Origin of the sequence: Sulfurimonas sp. (assembly GCF_034005705.1) — a bacterium.
Taxonomy (GTDB): Bacteria; Campylobacterota; Campylobacteria; order Campylobacterales; family Sulfurimonadaceae; genus Sulfurimonas.
The window spans coordinates 24,790-51,770 of the sequence record NZ_JAVEUF010000001.1; the positions used below are offsets into that span (position 1 = coordinate 24,790).

21 protein-coding genes are annotated in these 26,981 nt (G+C 39.6%); 14 read left to right on the forward strand and 7 right to left on the reverse strand.

Features of this window, described 5'->3' with window-relative positions; translation table 11 throughout:
- Positions 1 to 10 precede the first annotated feature (10 nt).
- From recJ to RBR61_RS00160, 4 genes are all read left to right on the forward strand, one after another.
- The gene (gene recJ, locus RBR61_RS00145; RefSeq protein WP_320341491.1) at positions 11 to 1,612 is read left to right on the forward strand and encodes a single-stranded-DNA-specific exonuclease RecJ; all 1,602 of its coding nucleotides are present in this window, start codon (positions 11 to 13) and stop codon (positions 1,610 to 1,612) included.
- A 132-nt stretch (positions 1,613 to 1,744) separates the two neighbouring features.
- Positions 1,745 to 3,223, forward strand: a complete 1,479-nt coding sequence (locus RBR61_RS00150) for an FAD/NAD(P)-binding oxidoreductase (protein ID WP_320341492.1) — start codon at positions 1,745 to 1,747, stop codon at positions 3,221 to 3,223.
- A gap of 93 nt (positions 3,224 to 3,316) precedes the next feature.
- Entirely contained in the window at positions 3,317 to 4,291 is a 975-nt protein-coding gene (locus tag RBR61_RS00155; protein WP_320341493.1) for an MBL fold metallo-hydrolase, read from the forward strand.
- 85 nt (positions 4,292 to 4,376) lie between these two features.
- The gene (locus tag RBR61_RS00160; protein ID WP_320341494.1) at positions 4,377 to 6,509 is read left to right on the forward strand and encodes a hypothetical protein; all 2,133 of its coding nucleotides are present in this window, start codon (positions 4,377 to 4,379) and stop codon (positions 6,507 to 6,509) included.
- On the opposite strand, the gene fliI is transcribed toward RBR61_RS00160, so the two are convergent.
- Positions 6,490 to 7,803 (reverse strand): flagellar protein export ATPase FliI, encoded by a 1,314-nt coding sequence (gene fliI / locus RBR61_RS00165; protein WP_320341495.1) that lies wholly within the window; start codon positions 7,801 to 7,803, stop codon positions 6,490 to 6,492. The genes RBR61_RS00160 and fliI overlap by 20 nt on opposite strands.
- 27 nt (positions 7,804 to 7,830) lie before the next feature.
- Positions 7,831 to 8,415, reverse strand: coding sequence for a GTP cyclohydrolase I FolE (gene folE, locus RBR61_RS00170; RefSeq protein WP_137011082.1), 585 nt, complete (start codon positions 8,413 to 8,415; stop codon positions 7,831 to 7,833).
- 313 nt (positions 8,416 to 8,728) lie between these two features.
- On the opposite strand from folE, the gene RBR61_RS00175 reads away from it, so the two are divergent.
- Together RBR61_RS00175 and RBR61_RS00180 are read left to right on the forward strand one after the other, a co-directional pair.
- Entirely contained in the window at positions 8,729 to 9,964 is a 1,236-nt protein-coding gene (locus RBR61_RS00175; RefSeq protein WP_320341496.1) for a hypothetical protein, read from the forward strand.
- A gap of 111 nt (positions 9,965 to 10,075) precedes the next feature.
- Positions 10,076 to 11,581: a multicopper oxidase family protein gene (locus RBR61_RS00180; RefSeq protein ID WP_320341497.1), complete on the forward strand. Its 1,506-nt coding sequence runs from the start codon at positions 10,076 to 10,078 to the stop codon at positions 11,579 to 11,581.
- An 8-nt stretch (positions 11,582 to 11,589) separates the two neighbouring features.
- Here RBR61_RS00180 and RBR61_RS00185 read toward each other — a convergent pair whose 3' ends face one another.
- The 4 genes from RBR61_RS00185 to rsmA form a co-directional block, all read right to left on the reverse strand.
- On the reverse strand, positions 11,590 to 12,312 hold the full coding sequence (locus tag RBR61_RS00185; RefSeq protein ID WP_320341498.1) for a PAS domain-containing protein: 723 nt from the start codon (positions 12,310 to 12,312) through the stop codon (positions 11,590 to 11,592).
- Between the two features lie 40 nt (positions 12,313 to 12,352).
- A complete protein-coding gene (locus RBR61_RS00190) occupies positions 12,353 to 13,984 on the reverse strand; it encodes an EAL domain-containing protein (protein WP_320341499.1) in 1,632 nt (543 codons plus the stop codon).
- 177 nt (positions 13,985 to 14,161) lie between these two features.
- Complete coding sequence (locus tag RBR61_RS00195) at positions 14,162 to 16,108, reverse strand: ribonuclease J (protein ID WP_320341500.1); 1,947 nt, start codon at positions 16,106 to 16,108, stop codon at positions 14,162 to 14,164.
- Positions 16,080 to 16,883: a 16S rRNA (adenine(1518)-N(6)/adenine(1519)-N(6))-dimethyltransferase RsmA gene (gene rsmA / locus RBR61_RS00200; protein WP_320341501.1), complete on the reverse strand. Its 804-nt coding sequence runs from the start codon at positions 16,881 to 16,883 to the stop codon at positions 16,080 to 16,082. The genes RBR61_RS00195 and rsmA overlap by 29 nt, the downstream gene beginning before the upstream one ends.
- Positions 16,884 to 17,136: 253 nt before the next feature.
- Here rsmA and hisF point away from each other — a divergent pair, with 253 nt between their 5' ends.
- The 4 genes from hisF to RBR61_RS00220 all read left to right on the forward strand — a co-directional run bounded on the left by hisF (position 17,137) and on the right by RBR61_RS00220 (position 19,902).
- Complete coding sequence (hisF, locus tag RBR61_RS00205) at positions 17,137 to 17,895, forward strand: imidazole glycerol phosphate synthase subunit HisF (RefSeq protein WP_320341502.1); 759 nt, start codon at positions 17,137 to 17,139, stop codon at positions 17,893 to 17,895.
- Complete coding sequence (locus RBR61_RS00210) at positions 17,895 to 18,440, forward strand: purine-nucleoside phosphorylase (RefSeq protein WP_320341503.1); 546 nt, start codon at positions 17,895 to 17,897, stop codon at positions 18,438 to 18,440. The genes hisF and RBR61_RS00210 overlap by 1 nt, the downstream gene beginning before the upstream one ends.
- The gene (gene rlmN / locus RBR61_RS00215; protein WP_320341504.1) at positions 18,437 to 19,525 is read left to right on the forward strand and encodes a 23S rRNA (adenine(2503)-C(2))-methyltransferase RlmN; all 1,089 of its coding nucleotides are present in this window, start codon (positions 18,437 to 18,439) and stop codon (positions 19,523 to 19,525) included. Before RBR61_RS00210 ends, rlmN begins: the two co-directional genes overlap by 4 nt.
- A 137-nt stretch (positions 19,526 to 19,662) precedes the next feature.
- Positions 19,663 to 19,902: a hypothetical protein gene (locus RBR61_RS00220; protein ID WP_320341505.1), complete on the forward strand. Its 240-nt coding sequence runs from the start codon at positions 19,663 to 19,665 to the stop codon at positions 19,900 to 19,902.
- Positions 19,903 to 20,328: 426 nt separating this feature from the next.
- On the opposite strand, the gene RBR61_RS00225 is transcribed toward RBR61_RS00220, so the two are convergent.
- Entirely contained in the window at positions 20,329 to 21,246 is a 918-nt protein-coding gene (locus RBR61_RS00225) for an RluA family pseudouridine synthase (protein WP_320341506.1), read from the reverse strand.
- Between the two features lie 93 nt (positions 21,247 to 21,339).
- Between RBR61_RS00225 and purB the strand changes: the two genes are divergently transcribed.
- The 4 genes from purB (at position 21,340) to RBR61_RS00245 (ending at position 26,977) form a co-directional block, all read left to right on the forward strand.
- Positions 21,340 to 22,671, forward strand: a complete 1,332-nt coding sequence (purB, locus tag RBR61_RS00230) for an adenylosuccinate lyase (RefSeq protein ID WP_320341507.1) — start codon at positions 21,340 to 21,342, stop codon at positions 22,669 to 22,671.
- Between the two features lie 96 nt (positions 22,672 to 22,767).
- Complete coding sequence (locus RBR61_RS00235; protein ID WP_320341508.1) at positions 22,768 to 25,134, forward strand: ribonucleoside-diphosphate reductase subunit alpha; 2,367 nt, start codon at positions 22,768 to 22,770, stop codon at positions 25,132 to 25,134.
- Between the two features lies 1 nt (position 25,135).
- A complete protein-coding gene (locus RBR61_RS00240; protein ID WP_320341509.1) occupies positions 25,136 to 25,501 on the forward strand; it encodes a hypothetical protein in 366 nt (121 codons plus the stop codon).
- A 90-nt stretch (positions 25,502 to 25,591) separates the two neighbouring features.
- Entirely contained in the window at positions 25,592 to 26,977 is a 1,386-nt protein-coding gene (locus RBR61_RS00245) for a Do family serine endopeptidase (RefSeq protein ID WP_320341510.1), read from the forward strand.
- Positions 26,978 to 26,981 lie beyond the last annotated feature (4 nt).

Genomic DNA, 26,981 nt, shown 5'->3' on the forward strand with positions numbered 1-26,981 from the left:
CCGCTTAGATATGCATCTTTTTGATGATCTGCCTATACTAGACAAGTCGGCTCTTTTTGAGCTGCTCTCTAAAAGATTTAACAACGAAGAGAAGAAACTCTCGCAGATCCCAAGCCCACAGATGCTTCACGATGCCCAAAAAGCTGCCAAGAAGATAGCAGACGCCATAAGAGAGAGAAAAAAGATAACTCTAGTTGGTGATTATGACGTTGACGGCGTAAGCGCAACGGCTATAATGATAGACTTTTTCAGACAGATACCCTACCCGCTTCAAACAATTATTCCAAACCGTTTCAGCGACGGTTATGGGGTAAGCCCGAACGTATTAAAGAGAGTGGATGCGGATATTGTTATAACCGTGGACAACGGCATAACAGCCATTGAGGCTGCCGAGATCTGTAAAGAGCGGGGAATAGAGCTTATCATAACCGACCATCACACTCCGCTTGAGACCCTTCCCGACGCTTATGCCATCGTAAACCCGAAGCTCTCAAGCTGCAGCTACCCCTTTGAAGAGATCTGCGGAGCTCAAGTCGCCTGGCTTCTTCTTGGGCTTTTAAAAAAGGAGCTCTCCCTCCCCATCGATATGAAAGCGTTCCTGGATATTTTGTGCATAGCTGTGATCGCGGACATCATGCCTCTTACCGATATAAACAGAGCGATCGTAAAAGAGGGTCTCAAGATCTTGATGAACTCGCAGCGACCCTCTTCCATTATAATAAGAGATTTTCTAAACAAGAGCTCCATTACATCCGAAGATATAGGTTTTGCCATAGCGCCTCGCATAAACTCTGCGGGAAGACTTGAAGATGCGAGTATCGCCTTGGAGTTTTTGACTGCTGCAACAACGAATGAAGCCTATACACAATTTGAAAAACTCAACACATTAAATGAAACAAGAAGAGAGACGGAAGCAAGAACTACGGATGAAGCACTTGGACTAGTAGATGAAAAGGATAGCATTATAGTGGTTGCAAAAGAGGGATGGCACGAGGGCGTTGTAGGGATAGTAGCATCCAGACTTGTAGATCACTTCTCCAAACCCGCAATTGTTTTGAGCATAAAAAACGGTGTTGCAAAGGGAAGTGCCAGAAGTATAGGGAATATAGATATATATGAACTTATCAAAGAGAACAGCGCTCTTTTGACAAAATTCGGCGGTCACAAGATGGCAGCGGGTCTCGGGCTTGAAGAGAAAGATATTGAACTCTTCAAATCTGCCATCAACCAAACTGCTTTAACACTTGATCCATCAGACTTCTTATCCTTAGATGAGGTTATCGGCATTCTTCCAAGCAGCGAGATAGACTTTGAGCTCTTGGAGCTGCTGGAGAGTTTTGAACCATACGGAGAAGCAAACTCTCGCCCGCTCTTTTTAATGAAAGATGCCCATATAGTAGAGATAAAGTATTTCGGCAAAGAGAAATCACACACAAAAGTAGTGATTAAACAATCCGTCCACGAAAGAAAGCCAATTGAGCTAATACTATTTAAGAAAACTCTTGAGATGCCTAGTGAAAAAAAGTTAACGTGCAGTTACCGGGTAACAAAAAATGAGTTCAATTCACGAGTATCAGCTCAACTTATTATAAATAAAATATATAATTATTAAGCAAAAATCACCCCATAAAATGATACATCAGTGCCTTAAATAGCATTATTGTTAGAAAAACCGCTATTTTTAAAACTATCTTAAGGCGCAAGGATGTAAAATTGATAACTTTATCACAAAAAAAGGAAAATCATGAAGAAGAACGAGATCTTAGAAGAGATTTTAAACGAAGTAGATAAGCATCCCGAGATTATGTCTCGTCGTGAGGCTTTAAAATACCTAACGATGTCTCCGTTAGCGGCATCTGTTATTGCAAGTGCTACCGTTGGTACTACTGCTGCATCTGCATCTGCGGACGTAAAAGGTAAAATAGTTATTCTTGGTGGCGGTTTAGCAGGTATGAGTACGGCGGCACGCCTTAACAACACTATCTCAAATGCAGATATTACTGTAATTGAGCCGGATCCGTTATCTGTTTCTTACCAGCCTGGTCAAACACTTGTAGCTAGCGGTGTTTGGGAAATTGATGATATTATCTACAAAAGAGACGATTTCGTTCCAAGCGGAGTTAAGCTGATCAAGGGGAGCGTTACTTCTATAGATCCTGAAAACAACAAAGTTGTAGTTGACGGAAGCCAAGATGTAACTTACGATCAACTTATAGTTGCAGCTGGGGCTAACCTTAACTATGCGGCTATCAAAGGCTTAGAGGGAGAGATCACATCTTCTGGAAAAGATAATGCGGCTACAAAAAAAGTAGTTACTCAAAACGGTGTACACTCTCTTTACTTCCAAGACGGTGCTGTTGCAACATGGGCAGGTATTCAAGAGCTTATAAACAAAGCAAAAGCGCATAAAGGACCTGAAAAACTACAGGCACTATTCTCTAACCCAAGAGGGCCTTTCAAATGTGGTGGTGCTCCGCTTAAGATCATGTATTTAACACACGCTCGTCTTGTAGAAGCTGGTGTACGTGATAAAGTAGAGATGACTTTCAATACAAACAACGGCGCTCTATTTGGTATTCCTGATTATAACGCTCCGATCGTTAAGCAGTTTGAAGAGAGAGGTTTCAAAGTAAACTACAAGCATAACCTTGCTGAGATAGACCCTGCTGCTAAAACAGCTACATTCAACAAATGGTGGATGGAGAAAAAAGAGTTTGAAGATGAGATGGGTGATCCGATCTTCAAAGAAGTTGAAGTTAACGAGCCTGTTACATTTAAGTATGACTTTATACATGTTGCTCCACCACAAAAGACACCTGACGTTGTAGGTAAGTCAAAAATTGGTTCAGCTGGCAGCTGGGTTACTGTTAACAAAGAGACTCTTCAATCATCTTTCTTCCCTAACGTATGGGCTGTAGGTGACTGTGCAGGCGTTCCAATGGGTAAAACAGGTGGTTCTGCTCGTAAGCAGTACAAAGTTGTTGTTGATAACGTAATATCTGTTATGAGCGGCAAAGAGCCGACTGCTAAATATGACGGTTATACAGTTTGTCCACTTATTACAGGACTTGGAACTGTTATGCTTGCTGAGTTCAACTGGACTAAAAAGCCGACACCTTCATTCCCTCTTGATCCTACTAAAGAGAGATGGATTATGTGGTTGTTAAAAGTTTATATGCTTAAGCCAATGACAATTCACGGTATGCTTTCAGGTAGAGCGTAAAAGAAAACTACTTAATCCTCCTTATGGAGGATTTACACCGCACATAGTATAATAATCCCCGCAATTAAAATTTTACACAACATAGGAGAGAAGATGAAAAAAGCTACTATTATAGCTTCGATTGCCATGCTCTTTTCAATCTCACTAAATGCTTTCACATTGGGAAATTTAGGTGAGTTCAAATTTGAGAAGATGAATCAGAACGTTTACGTTATGCATGGACCTGAGCTTGAGCCGAACAAAGAGAATGAAGGCTTTATGAACAATCCTGCCGTTATTGAGAGCCAAAACGGACTTATCGTAATTGATCCCGGCGGAAACTACAACGTAGGTAAAAAGATCCTTGCAGAGATAGAAAAACTGAGCTCTAAACCGATAATCGCGGTTTTCAATACGCACAAGCACGGTGACCACTGGTTTGCTAACAAGAACATTAGAGAGAAGTATCCTGAAGTGCCTATCTATGCACTTACATATATGATAGAGCAGGTTAAAGACAATGCGGCTGAGACTTGGTACGGTATCTTGGATAGATTGACAGGAAACCTCGAGGGTACAAAACCCTTTACATTTCCGAGTGATGGCGTTGAGAACAAGCAGACCGTCGTTGTAGATGGAGAGACTTTTGTAATGCGCCACTACTCAAAAGGGCATACAGATACTGATATACTTATAGAGCATACGAACTCGAACACGCTCTTCATAGGTGACAACCTTATCATAAACCGTTTCGGGGCATTTGATGAGTCATCAAGCATTATTGAAAATATAAAACTGCTTGAGAAGATCAAAAATCAAGAGGACGAATTTAAAAAATATACGCTCTACGTTCCAGGTCACGGACCATCAAGCAGCGAAGTAAGCGAAACCATAGATCCATTTTTAAACTATCTTAAAATTATAGTTGAAGGTGCTCAAAAAGCTTATGACGAAGGTATGGCAAGCTATGAAATAAAGCCTGAAGTCGATGAGAACCTAAAAGATTACCACTCTTGGGATGCTTACGAGGGTCAAATGGGTAAACACCTAATGAAAGCCTACTCTGAAATAGAGATGCTTGACTTCTAAAAACAGAGCTGCTCTTTGGCGGCTCTAACTCTTTTTTTACAAAAAATTTCAGTTCTAAAACTACCTTTTTTATCTATAATATTTCATGCCTAAAATTTACAAATGCCAAAGAGCAAAATCAGATATTACTATACTAAAAGCACTTGATGATTCCCTTGTTGCATACTGTACAAAGTTCCACGGCATCAAAATATTTGACTTTAATGAGTGCGAAACAAAAAAAAGTATTGCCAACGCCTATCTGGGTGCAAATGTAGCCGCCTCTGCTTTTAGTCCTAACAATGAACTCTTTGCTTTTGTGAACAGCAATTTCATATATATTTTAGAGATGCAGTCCAAAGAGATCATCCATACGATCGAGGTGCATGACGAAGATGTCGAGATTATAAGCTTTGATCCGTCTTCAAACTATATTATTGCCGGAAGCAAAAACGGAAGGGTTCTGCAGTACAAAACGAACCAGCCCTCACTTCTCTCAAGACTCTGCTCTTTCCCCTATGACAGGAAAAACATAACCAGAGAGAAGCAAAACTTTGTAAGCTCTTTCGCATTTTTCAACAACTCTTTTGCCTGCAGCGGCTACGGAGGTGCTATCTACATAATCGACCTCTATACGCAGACGAACAGAAGCGTTATCACATACAACAAAACCCGTATAAACGCTCTTTGCTTCTTGGATGAAGATACTCTTATATGCGCGAAAGATAACGGGAAAGTAGACATTGTCTCCCTCATGGAGGAAGGCGGTCACAAAAGTATAGATACGCCTATCTCATCGATCAATACAATAATAATAATGCCAAATCCAAACTATATTCTGCTCAGCGGAAACTCAAATATAATTACGATAATTGATATAAAAAACTGCAAAATTGCCCATAGCAAGTATATTGAGGTTGAGTCTAAAATAAGATTCGTCGATATCGTAAACAGCGACTCGCTGGTTGTCGCACTTCAAAACAACGAGATTCTGCATATTGAGCTTCCGGGTATCGCAAGACTCAAATCCCTTATTGCGCACAACTCGCTTAAAGAGGCTTTTGAACTTATTGACAAAGAGCCTATGCTTCAGGGCTCAAGTGAGCATAAAATCCTTGAAGAGAGATTTGAAAAGAGCTATGAGATCGCCCTCAAGGCTCTAATCAACCAAAACAGAGCTCATGCCTCTGGGGTTTTAGAACCATATAAAGAGATAAAATCTAAACAGAGCGTAATAAAAGAGCTATTTAGCGCTTTTGAAAACTATCTAAGATTTCAAGCGCTGTTTTTGGAGAAGAAGTACGCTCTAGCATATAGCATGTGTTCCAAATATGAGCCTTTAAAAAGAACTGTCCAATACAAAAAGATGGAGCAGGTCTTCAGGCTCGCTTTCTCAAATGCACAAAGACATATTATACAAAACAACGTAGCCGGCGCGAGAGCTCTTCTTGCCGAGTACAATACCGTGGTCTCAAAAAAACCTCTTATAAAGCTTCTAATTACTCAAAACAAAGAGTTTGTAGATCTCTTAAGGGCCATACAAAAGAGGGATTTTAAGACAATTAACAAACTTGTAGACAAAAACGAGCTCTTTAGGCAGATACCGAACTATATAGCTATGAACAACCAGATAGAGGAGACTCTCCTCGAAATAGAAGATAGCATAAAAGCGGCACAGACTCACAAAGCAGAAAAACTTCTACTTACACTTGAAGAGATACCTCACATAAAAAAGAGAAAAGATGAGCTGCAACTAAAGTGCAAACATGCCGTATTGCTTCAGGATGCATATGAAAAGAGCGATTTTAAGAGCTGCTATGAACTTTTGGACATATATAAATTTCTGCGAAGTACAGAACTCGGTATGCTTCTGGAGAAACACTGGTCAAAACTTATGAAAAAGTGCGAAGAGTACGCGCTGGATGGAAATATAAAAGATATTAAAAAAGAGTTGGGTCAGCTTCTTGGTTTACCAAGCAGAAGCAACAAGATCGGAGATCTGCTGAGGGTAAGTTTTCATACAAGAATAGGTATATTGATGAAGAAAAACAATTTTAAGGGCGCAGAAGCGATAATATACACATATATAGACATATTCGGGTTAGACAGCGAGATAACTCATCTTATGAAAAAGTTTGAAAAGGTCTCATCGCATAAACTTGCCATAACACAGACCCATGGAGACAGGCCTACAAGAGATAGTTGGAGAGATAACGATATTATAATGAAGGGGCTGTGATCTTTAAAAGTGTCTCTATAGTATCTTTAAAATCGCTCTTTTGCATTGCATTTTGGATCAGAAACTTCTCCATATCATCTTTTTTTCTAATAGCCTCATCCAGATCAGGATCCGTACCTTTTGTGTATGCACCTATGCGGATGAGCATCTCATTCTCTTTTAGTGTGGTGTAGAGTCTTCTGAATTTCAAAACAGCCTTTAGATGCTCATCCGAAATAATGTCGTTCATAACCCTTGAAGCAGAGTTTAGTATGTGAACAGGCGGATATATGCCAAAGTCTGTAAGTTCTCGTGATAGCACTATATGCCCGTCCAAGATGGAGCGTGACTGATCTGCTATCGGGTCGCTCATATCATCCCCTTCGATCAGAACCGTAAAAAAAGCTGTAATTGAGCCTTTGCCCTCCTCTTTTCCTGCGCGCTCCATCAGCTGTGGGAGAAGTGTGAGCGATGATGGCGGGTAGCCTTTGGAGGTCGGAGGCTCTCCAAGAGCCAAGCCTATCTCTCTTTGAGCCATTGCAAATCTGGTTACCGAATCCATGATAAAAAGGACATCAAGCCCCTGATCTTTAAAAAACTCCGCCACGCTCATAGCCGCAAAAGCGCCATATTTTCTCATAAGCGGGGAGTCGTCAGACGTAGCTACCACTATTACCGTATTTTCAAGGTTCCCGCCCAAGTTCTTCTCTATAAACTCAGGAACCTCCCTGCCCCTCTCGCCTATGAGTGCGACAACTTTTATGGGTGCGTCCGAGCCTCTTACAATCATCCCCATCAAGGTTGATTTTCCGACACCGCTTCCAGCAAAGATACCAAGCTTTTGACCTTTTCCGCATGTCAAAAGAGCGTCTATGCTCTTTACGCCGACACTAAAGACCTCATCTATCATACCACGTTTCATAGCAGCTATAGGCGGCTTGATTATCGGCATAAGCTTTGAACCGTTGACTACGCCTTTGCCGTCAATTGGTCTCATAAACGGATCGACCACGCGCCCAAGCAGAGATTGACCCACAGGGATGCTCAAACCCGTCTGGTCCAAAAAGACCCTGTCTCCTGAACAAAATCCCTCCACAAAACTAAACGGAGTGATGTAGAATGTAGGGCCGTCTATCTCTGTGACCATCCCTATGGTCTCTTGGCTGGTCTCGTTTGAGATTATCTTTACTATATCGCTTATGCTTACTTTTAGCCCGCGAGCGGTAATAACGGTTGCGTTTATTTTGACTACTTCACCAAATGCTACCGAATACTTTTTATTTGAGATTTTATCTTTTAATGAAGAAAAAGGCACTAAAAATCTCCTCGCTTTTGAGCTCGTCTAATAACGTGAACCTGTGGGAGAGTTTATCAGAGAGAAGAACTCGCTTCTTGTTTTCTCGTCTTTTTTAAACAGTCCGCGCAGAGCCGATGATGTAGTAGTCGAGTTTATCTTCTCTACACCTCTCATCTCCATACACATATGTCTTGCCTGAATTACAACGGCTACGCCTTTTGGCTGGATAGTATCCATGATAGCATCGGCTATCTGCTCGGTAAGCTGCTCTTGTATCTGCATACGACGGGCAAAAACATTGACTACACGCGGGATCTTTGAGAGCCCGACCACCTTCCCATCAGGTATGTATGCCACATGCACACGCCCGATGATAGGCAGTAGATGGTGTTCGCAAGTGGAGTAGAACTCTATATCTTTTAAAAGTACCATCTCATCGTTTGAACTTGTAAACAGCGCAGATTTGAGTATCTCTCTTGGGTCCTCTTTATAACCGCCAAATATAAACTCGTATGCCTTTTTGACTCTTTGAGGAGTCTTTAAAAGCCCCTCTCTGCTCGGGTCTTCCCCAACATGAAACATCATGGTCTTTACGGCATCTTCAAATTTTGTATCTTGTTTATCAGACAATGTCATACCTTTAAAGTTTTTATTACGATAGAGTATCAAGAAATAGCTGAGAAAATGATGTGATTAAGCACTTTGAGAATTTTGCGTAAAAGTTTCTTTTTTACTTACATGTTATCTTCTAACTAACACTTTTGTATGTTATTTCTCTATATGGCATTTAACACACACTATATACATAAGAATAGTGTAATTTGTCGTATTTTTTAATAATCAACACACATTTGGAATCTTAGTTATTTTCGTTTTTTTAGGTTAATAGGTATATAATGCATTTGAATGAATAGTTAGGCAAATAAAAAATAGAAGGTGTCCTATGGATTCAAACTTATGTATGTTGAAGTACTACAAAAAACATATTTTTCTATTAAAAGACAAGCTAAATGAGCTTGACCCTACCAGTAATGATTTCACCCCACTATTAGAACTTCAACAATATATTATTGAACGGATTCTTGACACTGAGCATAAAATTAAGATAAAAAAAGAAGTGCTTTCTGAATTAAAAAAATCGTTGAAAAATCGAATTAATACAAAAATACAATCAAAAGAGATTAAGTCGAAAATTAAAAAAGCAAATAATTCAATAAATGGTTATAAATATTTATTATATGTTTGGCGTTGTTTTGGTGATGGCATTGTTTTTAAATATGTCAGTAAATGGAATTTAAAACGTTTATTATTCGAAAGCGATTCATCTGAAATAAAACAGACATCAGGATTTATAGGTGGTAAAACTGGGATTAAAAAAGAATGGAGTTTGATAAAAGATGCAACTTCAAACAACGTACCAGCTATCCTTTGTGACATTACAAATGCTATAAGACATGGTGATATATGCCTTTTAGGAGCAAGTGACCCCTATGTAATTGAAGTTAAATCAAGCACAAATACAAATAAACGTGTTGATAGACAAGTTAATGCCATTGATACTATTCATAGCTATTTAAATAATGACGAAGGGAATATCGGAGGTGTTGAAGGAATGTGTAGAGTTGACATTCCTGTGGACGAAGTACATCATAATAATGCAATCAATACTGTGATTGTATCAGCAATGAATGGGGAAGCTATTTCGCTTAGCCCCGAACCAGGTTTATACTACATTGGATTGAAAGTAGGAACAGACAAAAGTTTTGATGAGTTATTCAAAGGTATTAAAGAACCTGTTGTCTACATGCTAAATCAAGCAAAAACGGATAAACGCTGGGATAATTATTACCCATTTACTCTTTCTATAGAAACTCCAGAATCATTATATGCTTTTTTAAATGGTGAAGTTTTTTTACTAGTAATTTTAGATGGTGTAATAATAAAAGAGTTATCAAAAGCAATAGGCTATGATCTTGAAATTATCATGTCTGAAGAGGTCGGTTTCATTTATACAAAAAAAATCGAAGGTTTAGATGAACCATTTAAAGGAATCGCTTCAGAACATTATGTTGGTAGATTAGGGATGGAATTCCAATCGTTAAAGTGGTTTTTTCAAAAAGAAAAGCACTTACTTGCTGAAATAGAAAAAAGTCTCAATGAGCAAGTTCAAAATGCCTAACAAATCAGAGGAGCCAATAAATTACCACCTGTAACTAACTTCTCATCTTAAGCATTTTTTCACACCATTGTCGTCATACTTTTTAAAGCAGCTTTTTATAAGGAGGCGAAGATGAACAGAAGAAATTTCTTATACTCTTTCTCTTTTTCGGCAGCAGCGGCTATTTTGAGCGGTTGTGAAAAAAAGTCTGATAAAAATGCCGAGCTTGAGAGCAAAAGCAATGAAGTTCAAAAAGCAGTTCAGGAATCTCCAAAAGAAATCCTAAACGATAGGCTTGAACCATTTACTCAGGAGCTGAAAATTCCAAAAGAGATCAATTTTAAGCATATTGCAAAAGCGAAGTTTAACGCCCAAAAAAGCCTCTCTGCACTCTATAAAGAGAAAGAAACTGATGTCTTGACATTTCAAGGCGATTTGCCGAACGCTACGATTCGGATCAAAAAAGGAGACGATTTTGAGCTCGATTTTACAAACAGCCTGGAAAAACCGACTATCATCCATTGGCACGGCCTGCTCGTACCCGAGACGATGGACGGCCATCCAAAGGACGCTATCGCCACAAATATGGTAAAAGAGTACAAATACAGAGTCAATCAAAGCGCGGGGACGTTCTGGTACCACACCCATCCGCACGGCAGAACAGGAGAAGAGATCTACTACGGGCTGGCAGGTCTTTACATTATAGAGGATGAGAATGAAAAAGCATTAAATCTTCCCTCAGGTGAGTTCGAACTGCCTCTGATCATACAAGACAGAAGGTTTGATAAAGAGGGCAATCTTGTCTACAAAGAGACTCTGCAGGACAATGTCGGGGTTTTAGGCGATGTTGTCATGGTAAACTCAACTCCTCACCCATACAAGAGTGTTAAAAATAGAAAATACCGCCTTAGAATTCTAAACGGCTCAAGTGCAAGAATCTACAAACTTGCCTTTGAGGGCATCGAAGAGTTCACGTTGATAGGAACTGACGGCGGGCTTCTTGAAGAGCCTGTAACCGTAAAAGATATTTTGATCGCAGTGGCAGAACGCATAGATATCATAGTTGATTTTAAAGATAAAAAAGTGGGTGATAGCGTAATGCTCAAAACTCTGGGATTTAAAGAGGGCAGCAATTTTGGAACAAATTCCGATTATCCGGGCTTTGGTGCAAAAATGGATATTATGAAGTTTCAAATCACGGAGCTCTCAAACGATACAGCCGTTTTGCCTGCAAAACTAACAACTATCCGCAGAATAAAAGAGTCTGATGCGACAAAGAGCAGAACTATCACCATGGAAGTGATAAAAGGCGGCATCTGGACTTTAAACAAAAAGCCTTATGATATGCACAGGGTCGATGAGAGGGTCAAACTTGGTTCTACTGAGATTTGGGTACTTAAAAACAGTGTCCACATGGCACACCCTTTTCACATGCACGGGGTTCAGTTTCAAGTGCTTGACAGAACAGGCAAAATAGACTTTCCGACTGACAAAGGATGGAAAGATACGGTTCTTGTTATGCCTGCGGAGACCGTTCGCATTATAGTAAAGTTCACTATACCGGGTATGTTTGTTCATCACTGCCATATCCTAGAACATGAAGATCACTCCATGATGGCAAATTTTTTAGTAGAATAAAAATTCTTCTAAAGAACTTCTTGGATTTTTTTCAAAAAGAGCGGTACCGATCTAATATCTTTGTATATGCCTAAAAAGTAGCTAAGCTGCTCTTTTTGTTTATCAAAGATAGGGCTTATAGTAATATCTTCATAGACCATATCTCCCTCTTTGGTATAGTTACATATATTTACCTCTACGGACTTCTGTGCACTTATTGCTTCTCTTATCTGCTTAAGGGCTTCTTGCTCCGTATCGTCGCCGTGTAAAAAGCGGCAATTTTGACCTACCGCTTCTTCATACTCATACCCAAACAACTCACAAAATGCCTCATTTACATAAATAATTGGGTTATCATATTCATTTGGGCTAGTGACCACTATTGGGTTTTTTGATTGCTCTATTATCTCAAAAAACTGCTCTTTAAGCTTTAAGGATCTGCTGATCTGCTCACTCTTAAGCATATAATATCCGCCGTATATATTTACAAGGTTTAAACATGGAGCCGATTTTCTAAGCCCTGTTATAAAATTACGTACACTTTTTTCATTGAACTCTTTGTCATGCGAGTCATTGAGCTCATACAATATATCCAGATTTAAAACAGGTTTGTTTATATTCTTAATTAGAAACTTAAAGAGCTTTTTCTGTGAGATGGACAACCTGACATCCACTCCATCTACAAAAAGAGACTCTGTATCCATGCTCCAGTAGCATCTCTTTGTCAATCTTATTAAATTATTACCATTCATTTTTCATTCTTATTTAAATTTTTTAATTCTTTTTATACTATCAAGCTTTATTACAATAGTGTATAAAATCATCCATGCTCAAGGCACTTGAGTGATAAAAACCTTGTGAAAAATCACATCCGATTTTTTTTAACTCTCTGTACTGCTCTTTAGTCTCTATCCCCTCTGCCTGCACTTTGAGATTAAACAATTTTGCCGTATTTACTATAGATTTTACAATATTTAAATCACTTTCATCTTGAGCTATGTTTTTTATAAACGATCTGTCTATCTTTAGCTTGTCTACTTTAAACGTTTTTAGATGATTCAGGCTTGAGTGCTCGATTCCAAAGTCATCCAAAGCTATTTTAAATCCCATTAAATGGAGATTCTCTATATTCTCTTTTGCTACAGAGGCGTTTTTCATTATCTGACCCTCTACTACTTTAAACTCTATCTGCGATTTGTCTATCAAGTAGTTTTCAGATGCATCCGATACATTTAAAGAAAAGGTCGGGCTAAAAAACTGATCTTTTGATATATTGACAGATATGATCAGCTTTTTATTTAAAAAAGTTTCATTCATTATTACCAAATCGTTTAAAACTTTTGAGATAACCATACAGTTGAACTCTTTATCCATATCTCCGGATAAGACAAGCTCAAGAAAATCATCAGGTTCCAGTATGCCCCTTTTGCTGTGCTGCCATCTAACAAGCGCCTCCGCCCCGATAATAGAATCGGTGTGAAAATCTATGACCGGCTGATAATGCATGACAAATTCATTTTGCTCAAGCGCTTTTCTTATCTCTGCCTTCATTGAGAGTTTTGTAGCAGCCTCGCTTGACATAGAGCTGTTATAAATTTTAAAATCATCTCTTTTCGTTTTTTTGACCTCATACATGGCGATGTCGGCGTTCTTCAAAAGCTCCTGCCTTGTTGTTCCATGTTCGGGGCATATAGCAATACCGATAGATAGCGTCACATTGAAGATATGCGTATCTATCTCCAAAGGCTGCCTGATCTTCCTCTGCAGCTTAAGCGCCAACTGCTCTACGATCTCTATGCTTTTTATATCTTTGGCTATTAAAACAAACTCATCGCCGCCTATCCTCGCTACTACATCATCCTCTCTGACACTGTTTAAAAGCCTCTTGGCCACGGTGACGAGCATTTTATCGCCTATATCATGACCGTATGTGTCATTTACCTCTTTAAACTTGTCTATATCTATAAAAAACAGAGCTACTTTAGAGCCTTTTTGTGAAGCTTCTTCAAGTATGCTTTTGAGCTGTTTTTTAAAATAAGATCTGTTTGGAAGCGTGGTCAGTGAATCAAAGTTTGCATGATAGTAGATCTTTTTGTCTATCTCTTTTAATGTTGCGGAATATGAAGAGGTATGGACAAGATATTTCGAAGTCGTATAAAAAAACAGAGATTTAAACCAGACAGAATCTTCCAGTTTTTCAATAGTGAAACTCTTTGACAAAGATAGCTGAGATCTTACATACTCAAATGTTATCTCATACGGTTTGATCTTGTCAAAATTTAAATTTTCTTTCTCTGACATATCGATACCGTAGGCTTCTATGTAGTTACTGTTTGCATAAAAGAAATTTCCGTCTTCATCATAGACGGCTATTCTTGAAGGGTGCAAATCTACAATATCTGCAAAAACATTATTTATACTCAAAACTACCCCGTTGTCTTAAAAGTTTAACCATTTTGCTAAATCTGGGTAATAGTATCGAAAAAGTGTCTAGTAAATTACTACAATAGGATAAAGAGATTAAAAATCAACAACTCTAAAGCGTTGGAAAAAGGAGGTGTATGGTATGCGGAAGATATTCCGCATACCATAAAAATTGGTCTACATTACAAAAATATGCGGAACAATTAGCGGATATTTTTTCATTTTTCTGTAGATATGTTTTCTTACAGCTTGGCGGAGATCGTTTTCAAGCGCTCTTGGATTTTCAAGAAGCCCCTCTTTGATGTTTGCCAAGAAGTGCTCTAGTACATCTTCCATCTCTTTTGCAAAAAACTTATCCTGTTTGTCTGCAACGATTCCAAATGATGTTACTATCGGCTTGGAAAGCATAGTCGAGTGCTGTCCGTCGATCTGAGCCACGATCATTACAATACCGTCTGTTGCAAGTTTTTGACGATCTATTACAATGTCATCTTCTATCTTATGGTTGTTTTGATTGTCAATATATGTCTTACCTGTTCTTACGGTCTTTACTTTTCTCATATATTTAGGAGCTATCTCAACGGTGTCTCCATCGTTCATAATGTATATATTACGCTCTGGAACGCCACACAGTATTGCCGTATCCCTATGTCTCATAACATGATTGTACTCGCCGTGGATCGGCAAAAAGAACTTAGGATTTACCAGACGAAGCATAAGCTTTTGCTCCTCTATGGAAGCGTGTCCCGATACGTGAATATCTTTATCGTTATTGACCTTAGCTCCTGCACGCTGCAGATAGTTTAACATACCCGATATCGAACCTTCATTGCCTGGTATCGCACGTGAGGAGAGAACTATAAGATCGGTCGGCTTGATCTTGACGTGTCTATGCTCCCCGATCGACATTCTAAATAGCGCCGAACTAGGTTCTCCTTGAGAGCCTGTTGTCACTATGAGTATCTCTTTATCGTTCATGTGTGCTATCTGCTCAGGTTCTATGAATATATTCTTTGGCAGTTTTATATAGTCGTACTGCATCGCCACTTCAATGTTTCTCTCCATAGAACGACCGATGACACATACTTTACGTCCGTACTTTACACCGTACTGTATCGCCTGATAGACACGGTGGATATTTGAACTAAACGTAGAGAGGATAACTCTTCCCTCAGCCTTTGAAAACACTCTGTCAAGTGCCGGTGCAACACTTAGTTCAGATGGCGTAGGAGCCGAGTTGTATGAGTTTGTAGAATCGCTTAAAAGACAAAGTACGCCTTTATCTCCATAGTAAGCAAGCCTGTGCAGGTCTGCGGTATATCCGTCTACAGGCGTATGGTCGATCTTAAAGTCACCCGTATGGATGATCGTCCCGGCGCTTGTTGTAATAGCCAGTGAAGATGAGTCGATGATTGAGTGTGTCATATGCATCCACTCTATCTCGAAATCTTCGCCTATTTTATATATTTTTCTCTTCTCAATAGGATTGAAGTACTGCTTGAAATCTTTTATGTGGTGTTCATCAAACTTATTGCCTATCATAGCAAGCGGAAGCGGCGAACCGTATATAGGAAACTGCATCTCTTTGTACAGATACGGCATTGCCCCGATGTGGTCTTCATGGGCGTGGGTGATGATAACTGCTTTTATTTTGTTTCTAATTTCACGAATATATGTAAAATCAGGCACCAAAATGTCTACACCGTGCATATCCTCATCCGGAAAACTCATACCGACATCTATCAGTATCGCCTCTTTCTCAGTTTCAAATACGGTAATGTTTCCACCGATCTCACCGAGACCTCCAAGCGGAGTTATACGGATCTTCTCTTTTGAGTTAAGATCAAGTTTGTAGTGAGGGTTAAGTCTCTGTTTGTGAGCCTCTTGGTTGAGTTCCACAAAAGCTTTTAAACTATCGTTTACAGGCGTACTTTGACGTCTGCGACCTCTTGATGAGTTCTTGTTTTTAGAGCCGCCTGAAGGGTTTGCACCTGCATTGCCTGCGGGCTTGTTGCTGTTTTGACCACTTGGTCTGTTCGGGTTGTTATGTCTTTTATTGTTGTTATATTGTTTACGATTTTCTTGAGAAGTGCTTTTAACGCTTTCCTGATTCTCTTGTTCCATCCAAACTCCTTGTTAGTTTATAGAGTTGGTGATAGTCATCAGTGCAGACCTGATGAGGACGAATCGTTTGTGTAAGACCAAGCTTGTTAAAAGCTTCTTGAAGGAGTGTTTTTTCATACACGGCAGATAGATTTTTCATAAGGGTTTTGCGAGGCTGCGTAAATGCAACTCTAAGCATACTCTCAAAATCCTTATCAAATCTATCGCTCTTTTTTTGTATCAAAAAAACCGCAGAGTCAATTTTCGGCTGCGGCTCAAAAGCAGTTGGCGGAACTTTCACGACCAAGCGTGCCTCTCCTGCGCTTTGAGTTATGATACTCAATGCTCCAAATACCTTATCGCCTTCATGCGCGCAAAATTTCTCTGCTACTTCAAGCTGTACCATTACAAGTATGTTTTTACATTTTGGATCTGCGAGGGCTTTTAGAATTATGTTTGTCGCTATGTAGTATGGCAGATTTGCCACCAGATCATAAGACTCATCTATAAGTTCACTCTTCCAAGCAGTGAGCACATCCCCGCAATGTATGCGGAGTTGCTTGGTTGCGATCTCTTTTTCAAACTTTTTTTGTAACAGTTTACACAAATCGGTATCGACCTCAAAAGCATCTACGCTTTTGACATCTACTAAAAATTTAGTTAAATCACCTAAGCCAGGCCCAATCTCTACGATCTTATTGTCATTGTTGGGCATCGCTTCGACGATTTTTCGTAAAACTGTCTCGTCTTTTAAGAAATTCTGTCCGAACTTCTTCTTTGCTATAATATTTTCCATTGACCGACATAATATAATAATTTTGCTTACAGTTGATTAATATCAATAAAAAATAACTTTGGTGTATAGTACTTTTTTAAAACTGAATATATAGTTAAAAACTATTATTATCTATTTATATAATAATTATAACTACAGCCGAACAGTTATGTTTCATGTGAAACATTAAAAGTACCAAAACTAACTATAAGCCATTATGTGTATAATTTCACTATATTATATAAGGGTGCATTTTAACCCACAAGGTAGAATTTTGAACTATTTTGCAAAAAGAATCATTCCGTGTCTTGACGTAAAAGATGGGCGCGTTGTCAAAGGTGTAAACTTTGTCGGACTTAAAGATGCAGGAGATCCTGTTGAAGTTGCAAAGAGATACAACGAAGAGGGTGCGGATGAGATAACATTTTTAGACATAACTGCATCCAGTGACAACCGTGAGACAATAGTCGATATTGTCGCAGAGGTTGCTCGTGAAATCTTTATACCCCTGACCGTAGGCGGCGGTATAAGAAAACTCGAGGACATCTACAAACTTCTTAATGTGGGTTGCGATAAAGTAAGCGTAAACTCCGCCGCGATAAAAAGACCCGAGCTTATAAACGAGGGTGCAAAAAGATTCGGCTCCCAATGCATAGTAACTGCGATAGATGTAAAAAAAACAGGCGACAGATATAATGTATACCTAAACGGCGGCCGCGTAGATACTGGCATAGATGCAGTAGAGTGGGCAAAAGAGGTGGTCGATCGCGGAAGCGGCGAGATCCTTTTGACCTCAATGGACGCAGACGGAACAAAGGCTGGATTTGAGCTAAACATCACAGAGCAGATAAGCCGCGCGGTCAATGTCCCCGTGATAGCAAGCGGCGGAGCAGGAAGTATGGAGCACATAAAAGAGGCATTTTTACATGGTGCAGATGCGGCGCTTGCAGCTAGTATTTTTCACTACAAAGAGATAGATATAATGGATCTCAAACACTATCTTCACGATAACAACATACCGGTAAGACTCTAATGATAATTTGTGCAGGAAACAATGAGACATTTGATTTTGCAACTCCTATGGGAGTAGGGCTGATAGAATCTGCCATTAATATTACAAGATTATGCCTCTTTGACAAACCTGAGTTTTTACTTTTTGTAGGAAGTGCAGGGAGTTACGGAGAGCATAAGATATTTGACATTGTAGAGTCTAAAACTGCTTCAAATATAGAGCTCGGCTTTTTAAATAATGATGCCTACACTCCTTTGGATAATGTCATATCAACTAACACGGACCAAACAAAAAGAGATGTTATAGTAAACTCGTCAAACTATATTTCCACGAACGAAGAGCTGAGCAAAAAGTTTCTAAAACTAGGCGTAGGCATAGAAAATATGGAGTTTTTCGCTGTTTTAAAAGTTGCGCAAGAGTTCGATATTCCTGCCGGCGGAGTATTTTGCATAACTAACTATACTAACAAAAATGCGCATGAAGATTTTTTAAAAAACCATGATGAGGCGAAAAAAATTCTGGAGACACACGTAAAAAAAAGGATCAAGGAGCTGACTGGCAGATGAAACAATCACTACTTGATTTTAAACTAAAAGAGCTTCAAGAGATCGTAAAACCATCTTTTAGAGCAAAACAGATCTACGGTTGGCTTTATCACAACTACGCTCAGAGTTATGATGAGATGAGCAATATACCAAAAGCGCTTAAAGATGAGCTCGCAGAAAAGTATATTGTAACTCCTCTAAAAATTGTAAAAAAAGAGATCTCTTCCGACGGAACTATAAAGTACCTATTTGAACTTCAAGACTCCAAAACAGTAGAGGCGGTCTGGCTGAAGATGAAGGATGAGATCAGAGATGAGGATGGAAATCTAGCTCAAGAGGCAAAATATACCATCTGCGTATCTACACAAGTCGGATGTAAAGTCGGTTGTGCATTCTGTCTGACTGCTAAAGGCGGTTTTACAAGAGATCTGACCGCAGGAGAGATAGTAGGGCAGGTTGTAGCTCTAAAGAGAGACAATGACCATAAACACAACAGAATGATAAATATAGTCTATATGGGCATGGGTGAACCGCTTGATAATCTTGAGAGTCTCTCGCGTGCCATAGAAATATTTAAAGAGAGTGACGGGCTCTCAATATCGGGCAAGAGGCAGACGGTCTCGACAAGCGGTCTTAGCAGCAAGATCGACAAACTTGGGGAGATGGACCTTGGCGTTCATATAGCAATTTCGCTTCACGCGGTTGATGATGAGCTTCGCACTGAGCTTATTCCTATGAATAAAGCGCATAACATCGCTTCTATCATAGAAGCAGTTAAACGCTTTCCAATTGACACTAGAAAAAGAGTGATGTTCGAGTATCTGGTCATAAAAAACAAAAACGACGATATCGGCTCTGCAAAAAAGCTTGTTAAGCTGCTCTCAGGCATAAAAGCGAAGGTAAACCTTATATATTTCAATCCGTACCCCGGAACAGAGTATGAAAGACCCGATAAAAGCGATATGATAGCTTTTCAGGAGTATCTGGTAAATCACGGGCTCTTATGTACTATTCGTGACTCTAAAGGGATAGATATAAGCGCCGCTTGCGGTCAGCTAAAAGAACAAGATGAGTTTAGCAAGTCTAAAACAAAAGGTATAGAATAATGGGTTATGTAGAGATATTTCAGATTCTGTTTTTGGTAGCTGTTTTTGCAGTAGGAGTTATCGGCTTTATTAGAGCCGCGACAAAGGATGACTAAAAATGTTATCATTTCAACTATTATCTACTAAAGGAGAGCGTAATGGCTTATAAAAAAACCAATGCAGACAGAATAAAGAGAATTTATCAGCTTTGTGAAGATCACTTTGGCGGGATAGTTTTTGTCGGTGTTAAATTTCATAAAAAAATAGGCTGGATAGCAAAAGCACAATTTGACGGAAGTTTTGAAAATCTGACGGCAGATGGAGAGACAAGTACAGAAGCTCTTAGAAAACTAAAGAACCGTGTTAAAAAGATCATCAAAAGATATAACTCTGTCTAATTGAAGATTTTAAAATCTAAGTAATAACAAAACGACCAACACACCAGGGAGGTCGTTTATAAGCATAATGATACCCTACATATATAAATAACTCATAAAAAATTCAATTACATTCTTAAAAAAAATTTTAACATAAAAAATTATTATAAATTTCGTACAAATGTGTACTATTCACACATTGTTCTAATGTGTGAATATAGCTAGTGCTAAGAGATGGTAAATTTTAAAATTTTCTTCATCTTTAAGAATTAATTTATATAAAAAATCGCTGAAGTATAATTTTTCTAGCACGCTTAAAACTCCCTATTTTAGGGATTTATAATAATTATGACAGGAGTTGTTATATAATTATTTAAAATGTCTTCGAAACATATAAAAAGTTATTCACATACTAAGATCGACCACTCAGATTATCTTGAAAAGACTCTAATTTATCCTCATATTCTCTAAACATGCTTTTTCAAAATCGACGCTGCTTTTTATATTGTATTTCTTACCGCTAAACTCAAACTCTAACTCATTTGCGTGAAGAAGCAATCTTTTGGCACCGCTTATTTTAACTCTAGTCTCTCTATCTAGCTCTCTATCCAAATACTTGACAACATACTCTTCACTCTGCCCATAAACTGGATCACCGACTATAGGATGTTTCACATGAAACAAATGCACTCTGATCTGATGTTGTCTTCCTGTATGCGGAGAACACTCTACAAGCGTAGTGTTATGCTCGGGAAAATATTTCAGAGGCTTTACATATGTCAGTGACTTTTTACCGCTCTCGTCTACTTTTACTACCATTCTTACAAGTGCGCTCTTTTCATCATCATATCTAAGCAGAGGAGCATCAATAGTTAGTTCCTCTTTTAACTCTCCGTGAACCATTGCCAGATACTTCTTTTTCATCTCTCTATCTTGAAACATCATCTTCAGATCGATCTCGCTCTTTTTGTCTCTGGCACAAAGAACCAATCCGCTAGTCTCCTGATCTATCCTATGGGCAATATTTGCCTCTCTGCCGTATTGAGCTTTTAGCTCGTCTATGAGAGAGTAGGGTGTATATCTGTTTTGAGGATGAATGAGCATTCCGCTTGGTTTATCAAAGACTACAAAGTTATCATACTCAGCATGCGCTTTTAAACCTTTTGAGAGAGGTTCAAAAGTTATAAACTCTATTTCACCCTCGATCTCCCTGGATGAGACATCCATTATTTCGCCGTTTATCAGCAGGCGTCCTTTGGCTATAAAACGCTGTGCCTCTTTTTGTGTATAACCAAGTTCTCTTATAAGAAAAACAAAGGCTCTCTGCTTTTGCTTAACGAACATTTTTTTTATGACAAACGGCAAATTTTAATCCTTTGTAAGTCTAGATTATGTAAAATAAAGTACTTTTTACTGTGCGAATTCTAGCACAAACAACATAACACAAAGGCGATATATATGATCGAAAGATACGCAAGAGAAGAGATGAGCTCCAAATGGACAATGCAGGCAAAATATCAAGCTTGGCTCGATGTAGAAAAAGCTGTTGTCAAGGCATGGAACAGATTGGGACTTATTCCCGATGAAGATGCCAAAAAAATTATTGACAACGCAGGATTCGATATTAAAAGAATAGATGAGATAGAGGCTGTAACCCGTCATGACCTTATAGCTTTTACGACAAGCGTATCTGAAACACTGGGTGAAGAGAGCAGATGGTTTCACTACGGCATGACAAGCTCAGACACTGTTGATACAGCAGTGGCACTTCAGATGAAAAGCTCTTTGGAGTTGATCATAGAAGATGTAAAGATGCTGATGGAGTCTATCAAAAAAAGAGCTATGGAACATAAGATGACTCTTATGGTAGGAAGAAGCCACGGTATTCACGGAGAGCCTATAACATTCGGTCTTGTGTTAGCTGTTTGGTACGATGAGATGGCAAGGCATTTGGAGAATCTTGAACAAACACTTGATGTTATAAGCGTTGGACAGGTTAGCGGAGCAATGGGTAACTTTGCTCACGCTCCATTAGAGCTTGAAGAGTATACATGTGAAGAGCTTGGATTAAAACCAGCACCTGCATCTAACCAAGTAATACAGAGAGACAGATATGCAAGACTTGCTACCGCGTTAGCACTCATGGCAAGTTCGATTGAGAAGTTTGCGGTTCAAGTCCGTCACTGGCAAAGAACAGAAGTTTACGAGTGTGAAGAGTATTTTGCAAAGGGTCAAAAAGGCTCATCGGCAATGCCGCACAAACGTAATCCGATACTAACGGAAAACATAACGGGTCTTGCTAGAATGATCAGAGCCTATGCTACACCTGCAATGGAAAATGTAGCACTCTGGCACGAGAGAGATATCTCGCACTCATCAACTGAGAGATTCTGGCTTCCCGACTCATTTATAACAAGCGACTTTATGCTTCACCGTATGAATAACGTTATAGCAAACCTGACGGTCTATCCTGAAAATATGATGAAGAACCTAAATCTTACAGGCGGACTTGTATTCTCTCAAAGAGTTCTTTTGGAACTTCCTTTAAAAGAGATAAGCCGTGAAGACGCATACAGGATCGTACAGAGAAATGCGATGAAGGTATGGGAGGAGATACAGCAGGGCAAACCTACCACTAACGAAAAAGGGGAGTCGCTCTATCTTAACCATCTTTTGGCGGACGAGGAGCTAAGAGAGAGTCTAAGCGAAGAGGCCATTCGTGAATGTTTCAACTATGAATACTACACTAAAAATGTAGATAAAATATTTGATAGAGTTTTCAGAAAATAAATGACAAAATTCTGCTAATATTCATTTAGCATAACGAAAGTATGAAAAGATCAAAATTACAAATGCAACACCGTTTGTATGACCTAGGAAGTTAATATGATAACAATTATAAAAAGAAACGGCAGAACAGAACCGCTGGATATTACAAAGATACAGAAGTATACATCCGCAGCGGTAAAAGATCTGGATAATGTTTCTCAGAGTGAACTTGAAGTTGATGCGCAGATACAGTTCCGCGACGGCATAACATCAAAAGAGATACAACAAACACTTATTAAGACAGCGGTCGATAAGATAGACATAGATGCTCCAAACTGGACATTCGTTGCTTCAAGACTATTTCTGTTCAACCTCTACCATCAGGTAAACGGATACACAGGCTACTCATCTCTAAAAGAGTACTTCGAGAGATGTGAAAAAGAGGGAAAGATCCTTCTTGGCCTAAAAGAGATGTACAACCTCGATGAGCTAGAGAAGCATATAGAACCTGAGCGCGATATGCAGTTCAACTATCTCGGTGTCAAGACACTCTATGACAGATACCTCATAAAAGACAGAAACTCCAACCCGATCGAACTTCCTCAACATATGTTTATGGCGATAGCTATGTTCTTGGCTCAAAGAGAAGAGAACAAAGAGGAGTGGGCTGTAAAGTTTTATGACATGATCTCGAAATTTGAGGTTATGCTTGCAACTCCGACACTAAGCAATGCAAGAACACCAAGACATCAGCTTAGCTCATGCTACATCGGTTCTACTCCGGACAATATCGAGGGGATATTTGACTCGTATAAAGAGATGGCACTTCTATCGAAGTTCGGCGGAGGGATAGGCTGGGATTGGACGAACGTCCGCTCTATGGGCTCATACATAGACGGGCATAAAAATGCTGCGGGAGGAACCATACCGTTTCTAAAGATCACCAACGACATCGCCGTTGCAGTTGATCAACTCGGTACAAGAAAAGGTGCTATCGCTGTCTATATGGAGCCTTGGCATATAGATGTTAACGACTTTTTGGACCTTAAGAAGAACTCCGGTGAGGAGCGCCGCCGTGCCCATGACCTCTTCCCTGCGCTCTGGATAAACGACCTCTTTATGCAAAGAGTTCAAGAAGACGGCATCTGGACTCTTTTTGACCCTTACGACTGTAAAGAGCTAACGCTTCTTTACGGCGAAGAGTTTAACAAAAAGTATGAAGAGTTTGAGAACGATGAGAGCATAATAAAAGAGAAAGTAAAAGCTAAACAGCTTTGGAAAAAAATACTGACATCATACTTTGAGAGCGGTAGCCCGTTCTTATGTTTTAAAGATAACGCAAACCGTGCAAACCCTAACAGCCATACGGGAGTTATCAGAAGTTCCAACCTCTGTACGGAGATATTTCAAAACACAAACCCTAACCACTACAAGATAAAATTCATTTTTGAAGACGGTGAGAGCGTTAGTTATGAAGAGGAAGAGATCATCAAAGTAGACAGCGGTCTACAGAAGCCTGCCAAAAAGGTAACTGCGCTTGATGCTATAGGTGGACGTCAGATATACATAGTAGAGAAAGAGAAGATCGACGGGGACACTGCGGTCTGTAATCTGGCTTCTGTAAATCTCTCAAGAATAAATACAAAAGAGGACATCGACAGGATCGTTCCAATCGCGATTCGCGCACTTGATAATGTCATAGACCTTAACTTCTATCCGCTAGAGAAAGTAAAACGCACTAATATGAAGACTCGCGCGATCGGTCTTGGTGTTATGGGTGAGGCACAGATGCTTGCACAAAAAGGTATCTCTTGGGGAAGTCAGGAGCACTTTGACAAGATAGACGAGCTCTTGGAGTCCGTCAGCTTTAATGCTATCTCAGCATCTAGCGATATAGCTCTTGAAAAAGGCTCATACCCTGAGTATGAGGGCTCAAAATGGAGCAAAGGCATTATGCCGATGGACCACGCAAATGCAGAGGTCAAAAAGCTTGTTGACCGCGGCGGGCTTTTTGCATCGGCTTATGAGTGGGAAGAGCTTCGTGCCAAGGTCAAGAAGCAGGGAATGAGAAACGGCTATCTAATGGCGGTCGCACCTACAAGTTCTATCTCGATACTGACAGGTACTACGCAGGCGATAGAGCCTGTATTTAAAAGAAAGTGGTATGAAGAGAACCTCTCCGGACTTATTCCTGTTGTCGTTCCTGAACTCTCCCCTGATACCTGGGCATACTACACTCCTGCTTATGATCTAAACCAGACCGTTCTTATTAAAGCGGCTGCTATTCGCCAGAAGTGGCTGGACCAGGGTCAAAGTCTTAATATCTTTATAACGCTTGATAAGGCAAGCGGAAAGTATCTAAACGAGATATATATGCTTGCTTGGAAACTGGGACTTAAATCTACATACTATCTTCGTTCACAATCTCCAGAGATGGCAAGCGACGTTGAGGACAGAAGTATGGAGTGCGTAGGTTGTCAATAAGATGAGACCGTTGCTAAAAAAAGAGATAGACCCCTTTTTAGATAGATTCGGACATTTTGTTGACTCCGAGTTCAGGTCTATAGAGATCGTCTCTCCTAGCACCGTTAAAATTACTTTAGCAGCTCAAGACAGTGCCAGAGGGTTTGACTGGATAACGGTTGATCTTGAGTTTGACGGTGTTAGCGATGCAAACCTGCCGCAGAGCTCAAAACTTCCACATCTGGATATGAGCGATGGGGTAACGTTGATATCAAAAGGTGACCTCTTTGCCTTTGGCGTAGGCAGCTACGACGCTCTCTCTAACATAACGGACTCCCTCTGCTACATAAAAGCAGGCTCGCTCAAATATTCGCAAGGCGCTTTTTAGCATTAACTTTTCATTACTCCTCCGTTAGCAGTTCGTAAACCATTTAGTTATAAAATTTTGTCAAATACAAAAAACTAAAAGGACTTCAGAATGAAAAAACTACTTTTCCTGTTTGCTCTGGCGCTAACAGTTGTATATGCAAAAGATAGCGTAGAGTTTAAATATGCACCAAAAAATATTGATAGAGAGTTTCCAACAACACAAAACCAGATACTATCCTATAACAACATCCTCGAAAACGTTAGAACGAGCATTGTAAACATCTCTATAAAAAAGGAGATAAAAGGAAATCTATACAGCGCAAACCCCTTCTTTAACGACCCGTTTTTTAGAGAGTTCTTCAAAGGCTACGGAGATATCCCACAAGAGAGGTTCCAAAAGTCGCTGGGCTCAGGCGTAATTGTCTCAAAAGATGGGTATATAGTTACAAATAACCATGTCATTGACGGCGCAGATGAGATCATAGTAAATCTGGCGGGAGATAAAAAAGAGTATGAGGCAAAACTCATAGGCAAAGATGAGAAGAGCGATCTGGCAGTCATTAAGATCGAAGCAGAGAAGCTAAATGCCGTAACTTTTTACGACTCGGACAAAGTAAGGGTCGGCGATATCGTCTTTGCTCTTGGAAATCCGTTTGGAGTGGGTGAGACAATTACTCAAGGAATAGTCTCGGCAACAGGCAGAAGCGGTGTGGGAATAGTTGAGTATGAGGATTTTATCCAGACGGACGCTTCGATCAATCCCGGCAATTCGGGCGGAGCACTTATCAACTCTGCAGGACATCTCATAGGAATAAACTCGGCTATTATCTCAAAATCCGGCGGAAATGTCGGCATCGGTTTTGCGATACCTTCAAATATGGTAACATCTATAGCAACGAGTTTGATAGAGAGCGGTAAATTTACACGTGCATATCTTGGAGTTACCATAGCAGACGTCAGCGAAGATATGAGCAGCTTTTATGATGATAATTACGGTGCACTTATAACGGGTGTGGAGGATAACTCTCCTGCGGCAAAAGCCGGACTTAAAAGAGGCGATCTTATCATCTCGGTAAACGGTAAAAAGATAGAGAGTGCAAGCGAACTTAAAAATACCATAGGCTCTTACGCTCCAAACAGAGTAGTAAATATAAAATTCTTAAGAGAGAAGAGGATAGATGTCGTAAATGTAACTCTTGCTACGTTAGAGGGCAAAATAGTTGCCGGTGAGTTTGAGTACAAGGGAATGAAGCTCTCTGAAATCACACCTGCTTACAAACAGCAACAAAGCCTAACTATCGAAGGTATAATTGTTGAGGATGTTGAGCAGAGCAGCGAAGCATTTGATTCCGGCATCAGAAAGGGCGACATAATAATACAGATAGAAAATAGAGAGATAACAAATTTGGAAGATTTTAAAGCTGCTACGGCAACACAGAGCAAAAAAAGATTTTTCATATATAGAAGAGGCGGCATCTTCGCCACTGTCTTATAAGGAG

Excerpts from the sequence above, each read along its gene's own strand:
- RBR61_RS00235 (WP_320341508.1), top strand. The coding sequence starts at position 22,768 with ATGATAACAATTATAAAAAGAAACGGCAGAACAGAACCGCTGGATATT.
- recJ (WP_320341491.1), top strand. The coding sequence starts at position 11 with ATGCATCTTTTTGATGATCTGCCTATACTAGACAAGTCGGCTCTTTTT.
- RBR61_RS00150 (WP_320341492.1), top strand. The coding sequence starts at position 1,745 with ATGAAGAAGAACGAGATCTTAGAAGAGATTTTAAACGAAGTAGATAAG.
- RBR61_RS00245 (WP_320341510.1), top strand. The coding sequence starts at position 25,592 with ATGAAAAAACTACTTTTCCTGTTTGCTCTGGCGCTAACAGTTGTATAT.
- rlmN (WP_320341504.1), top strand. The coding sequence starts at position 18,437 with ATGAAACAATCACTACTTGATTTTAAACTAAAAGAGCTTCAAGAGATC.
- RBR61_RS00185 (WP_320341498.1), bottom strand. The coding sequence starts at position 12,312 with ATGAATGGTAATAATTTAATAAGATTGACAAAGAGATGCTACTGGAGC.
- RBR61_RS00220 (WP_320341505.1), top strand. The coding sequence starts at position 19,663 with ATGGCTTATAAAAAAACCAATGCAGACAGAATAAAGAGAATTTATCAG.
- RBR61_RS00195 (WP_320341500.1), bottom strand. The coding sequence starts at position 16,108 with ATGGAACAAGAGAATCAGGAAAGCGTTAAAAGCACTTCTCAAGAAAAT.
- RBR61_RS00155 (WP_320341493.1), top strand. The coding sequence starts at position 3,317 with ATGAAAAAAGCTACTATTATAGCTTCGATTGCCATGCTCTTTTCAATC.
- RBR61_RS00175 (WP_320341496.1), top strand. The coding sequence starts at position 8,729 with ATGGATTCAAACTTATGTATGTTGAAGTACTACAAAAAACATATTTTT.
- RBR61_RS00240 (WP_320341509.1), top strand. The coding sequence starts at position 25,136 with ATGAGACCGTTGCTAAAAAAAGAGATAGACCCCTTTTTAGATAGATTC.
- purB (WP_320341507.1), top strand. The coding sequence starts at position 21,340 with ATGATCGAAAGATACGCAAGAGAAGAGATGAGCTCCAAATGGACAATG.
- rsmA (WP_320341501.1), bottom strand. The coding sequence starts at position 16,883 with ATGGAAAATATTATAGCAAAGAAGAAGTTCGGACAGAATTTCTTAAAA.
- RBR61_RS00210 (WP_320341503.1), top strand. The coding sequence starts at position 17,895 with ATGATAATTTGTGCAGGAAACAATGAGACATTTGATTTTGCAACTCCT.
- RBR61_RS00160 (WP_320341494.1), top strand. The coding sequence starts at position 4,377 with ATGCCTAAAATTTACAAATGCCAAAGAGCAAAATCAGATATTACTATA.
- RBR61_RS00180 (WP_320341497.1), top strand. The coding sequence starts at position 10,076 with ATGAACAGAAGAAATTTCTTATACTCTTTCTCTTTTTCGGCAGCAGCG.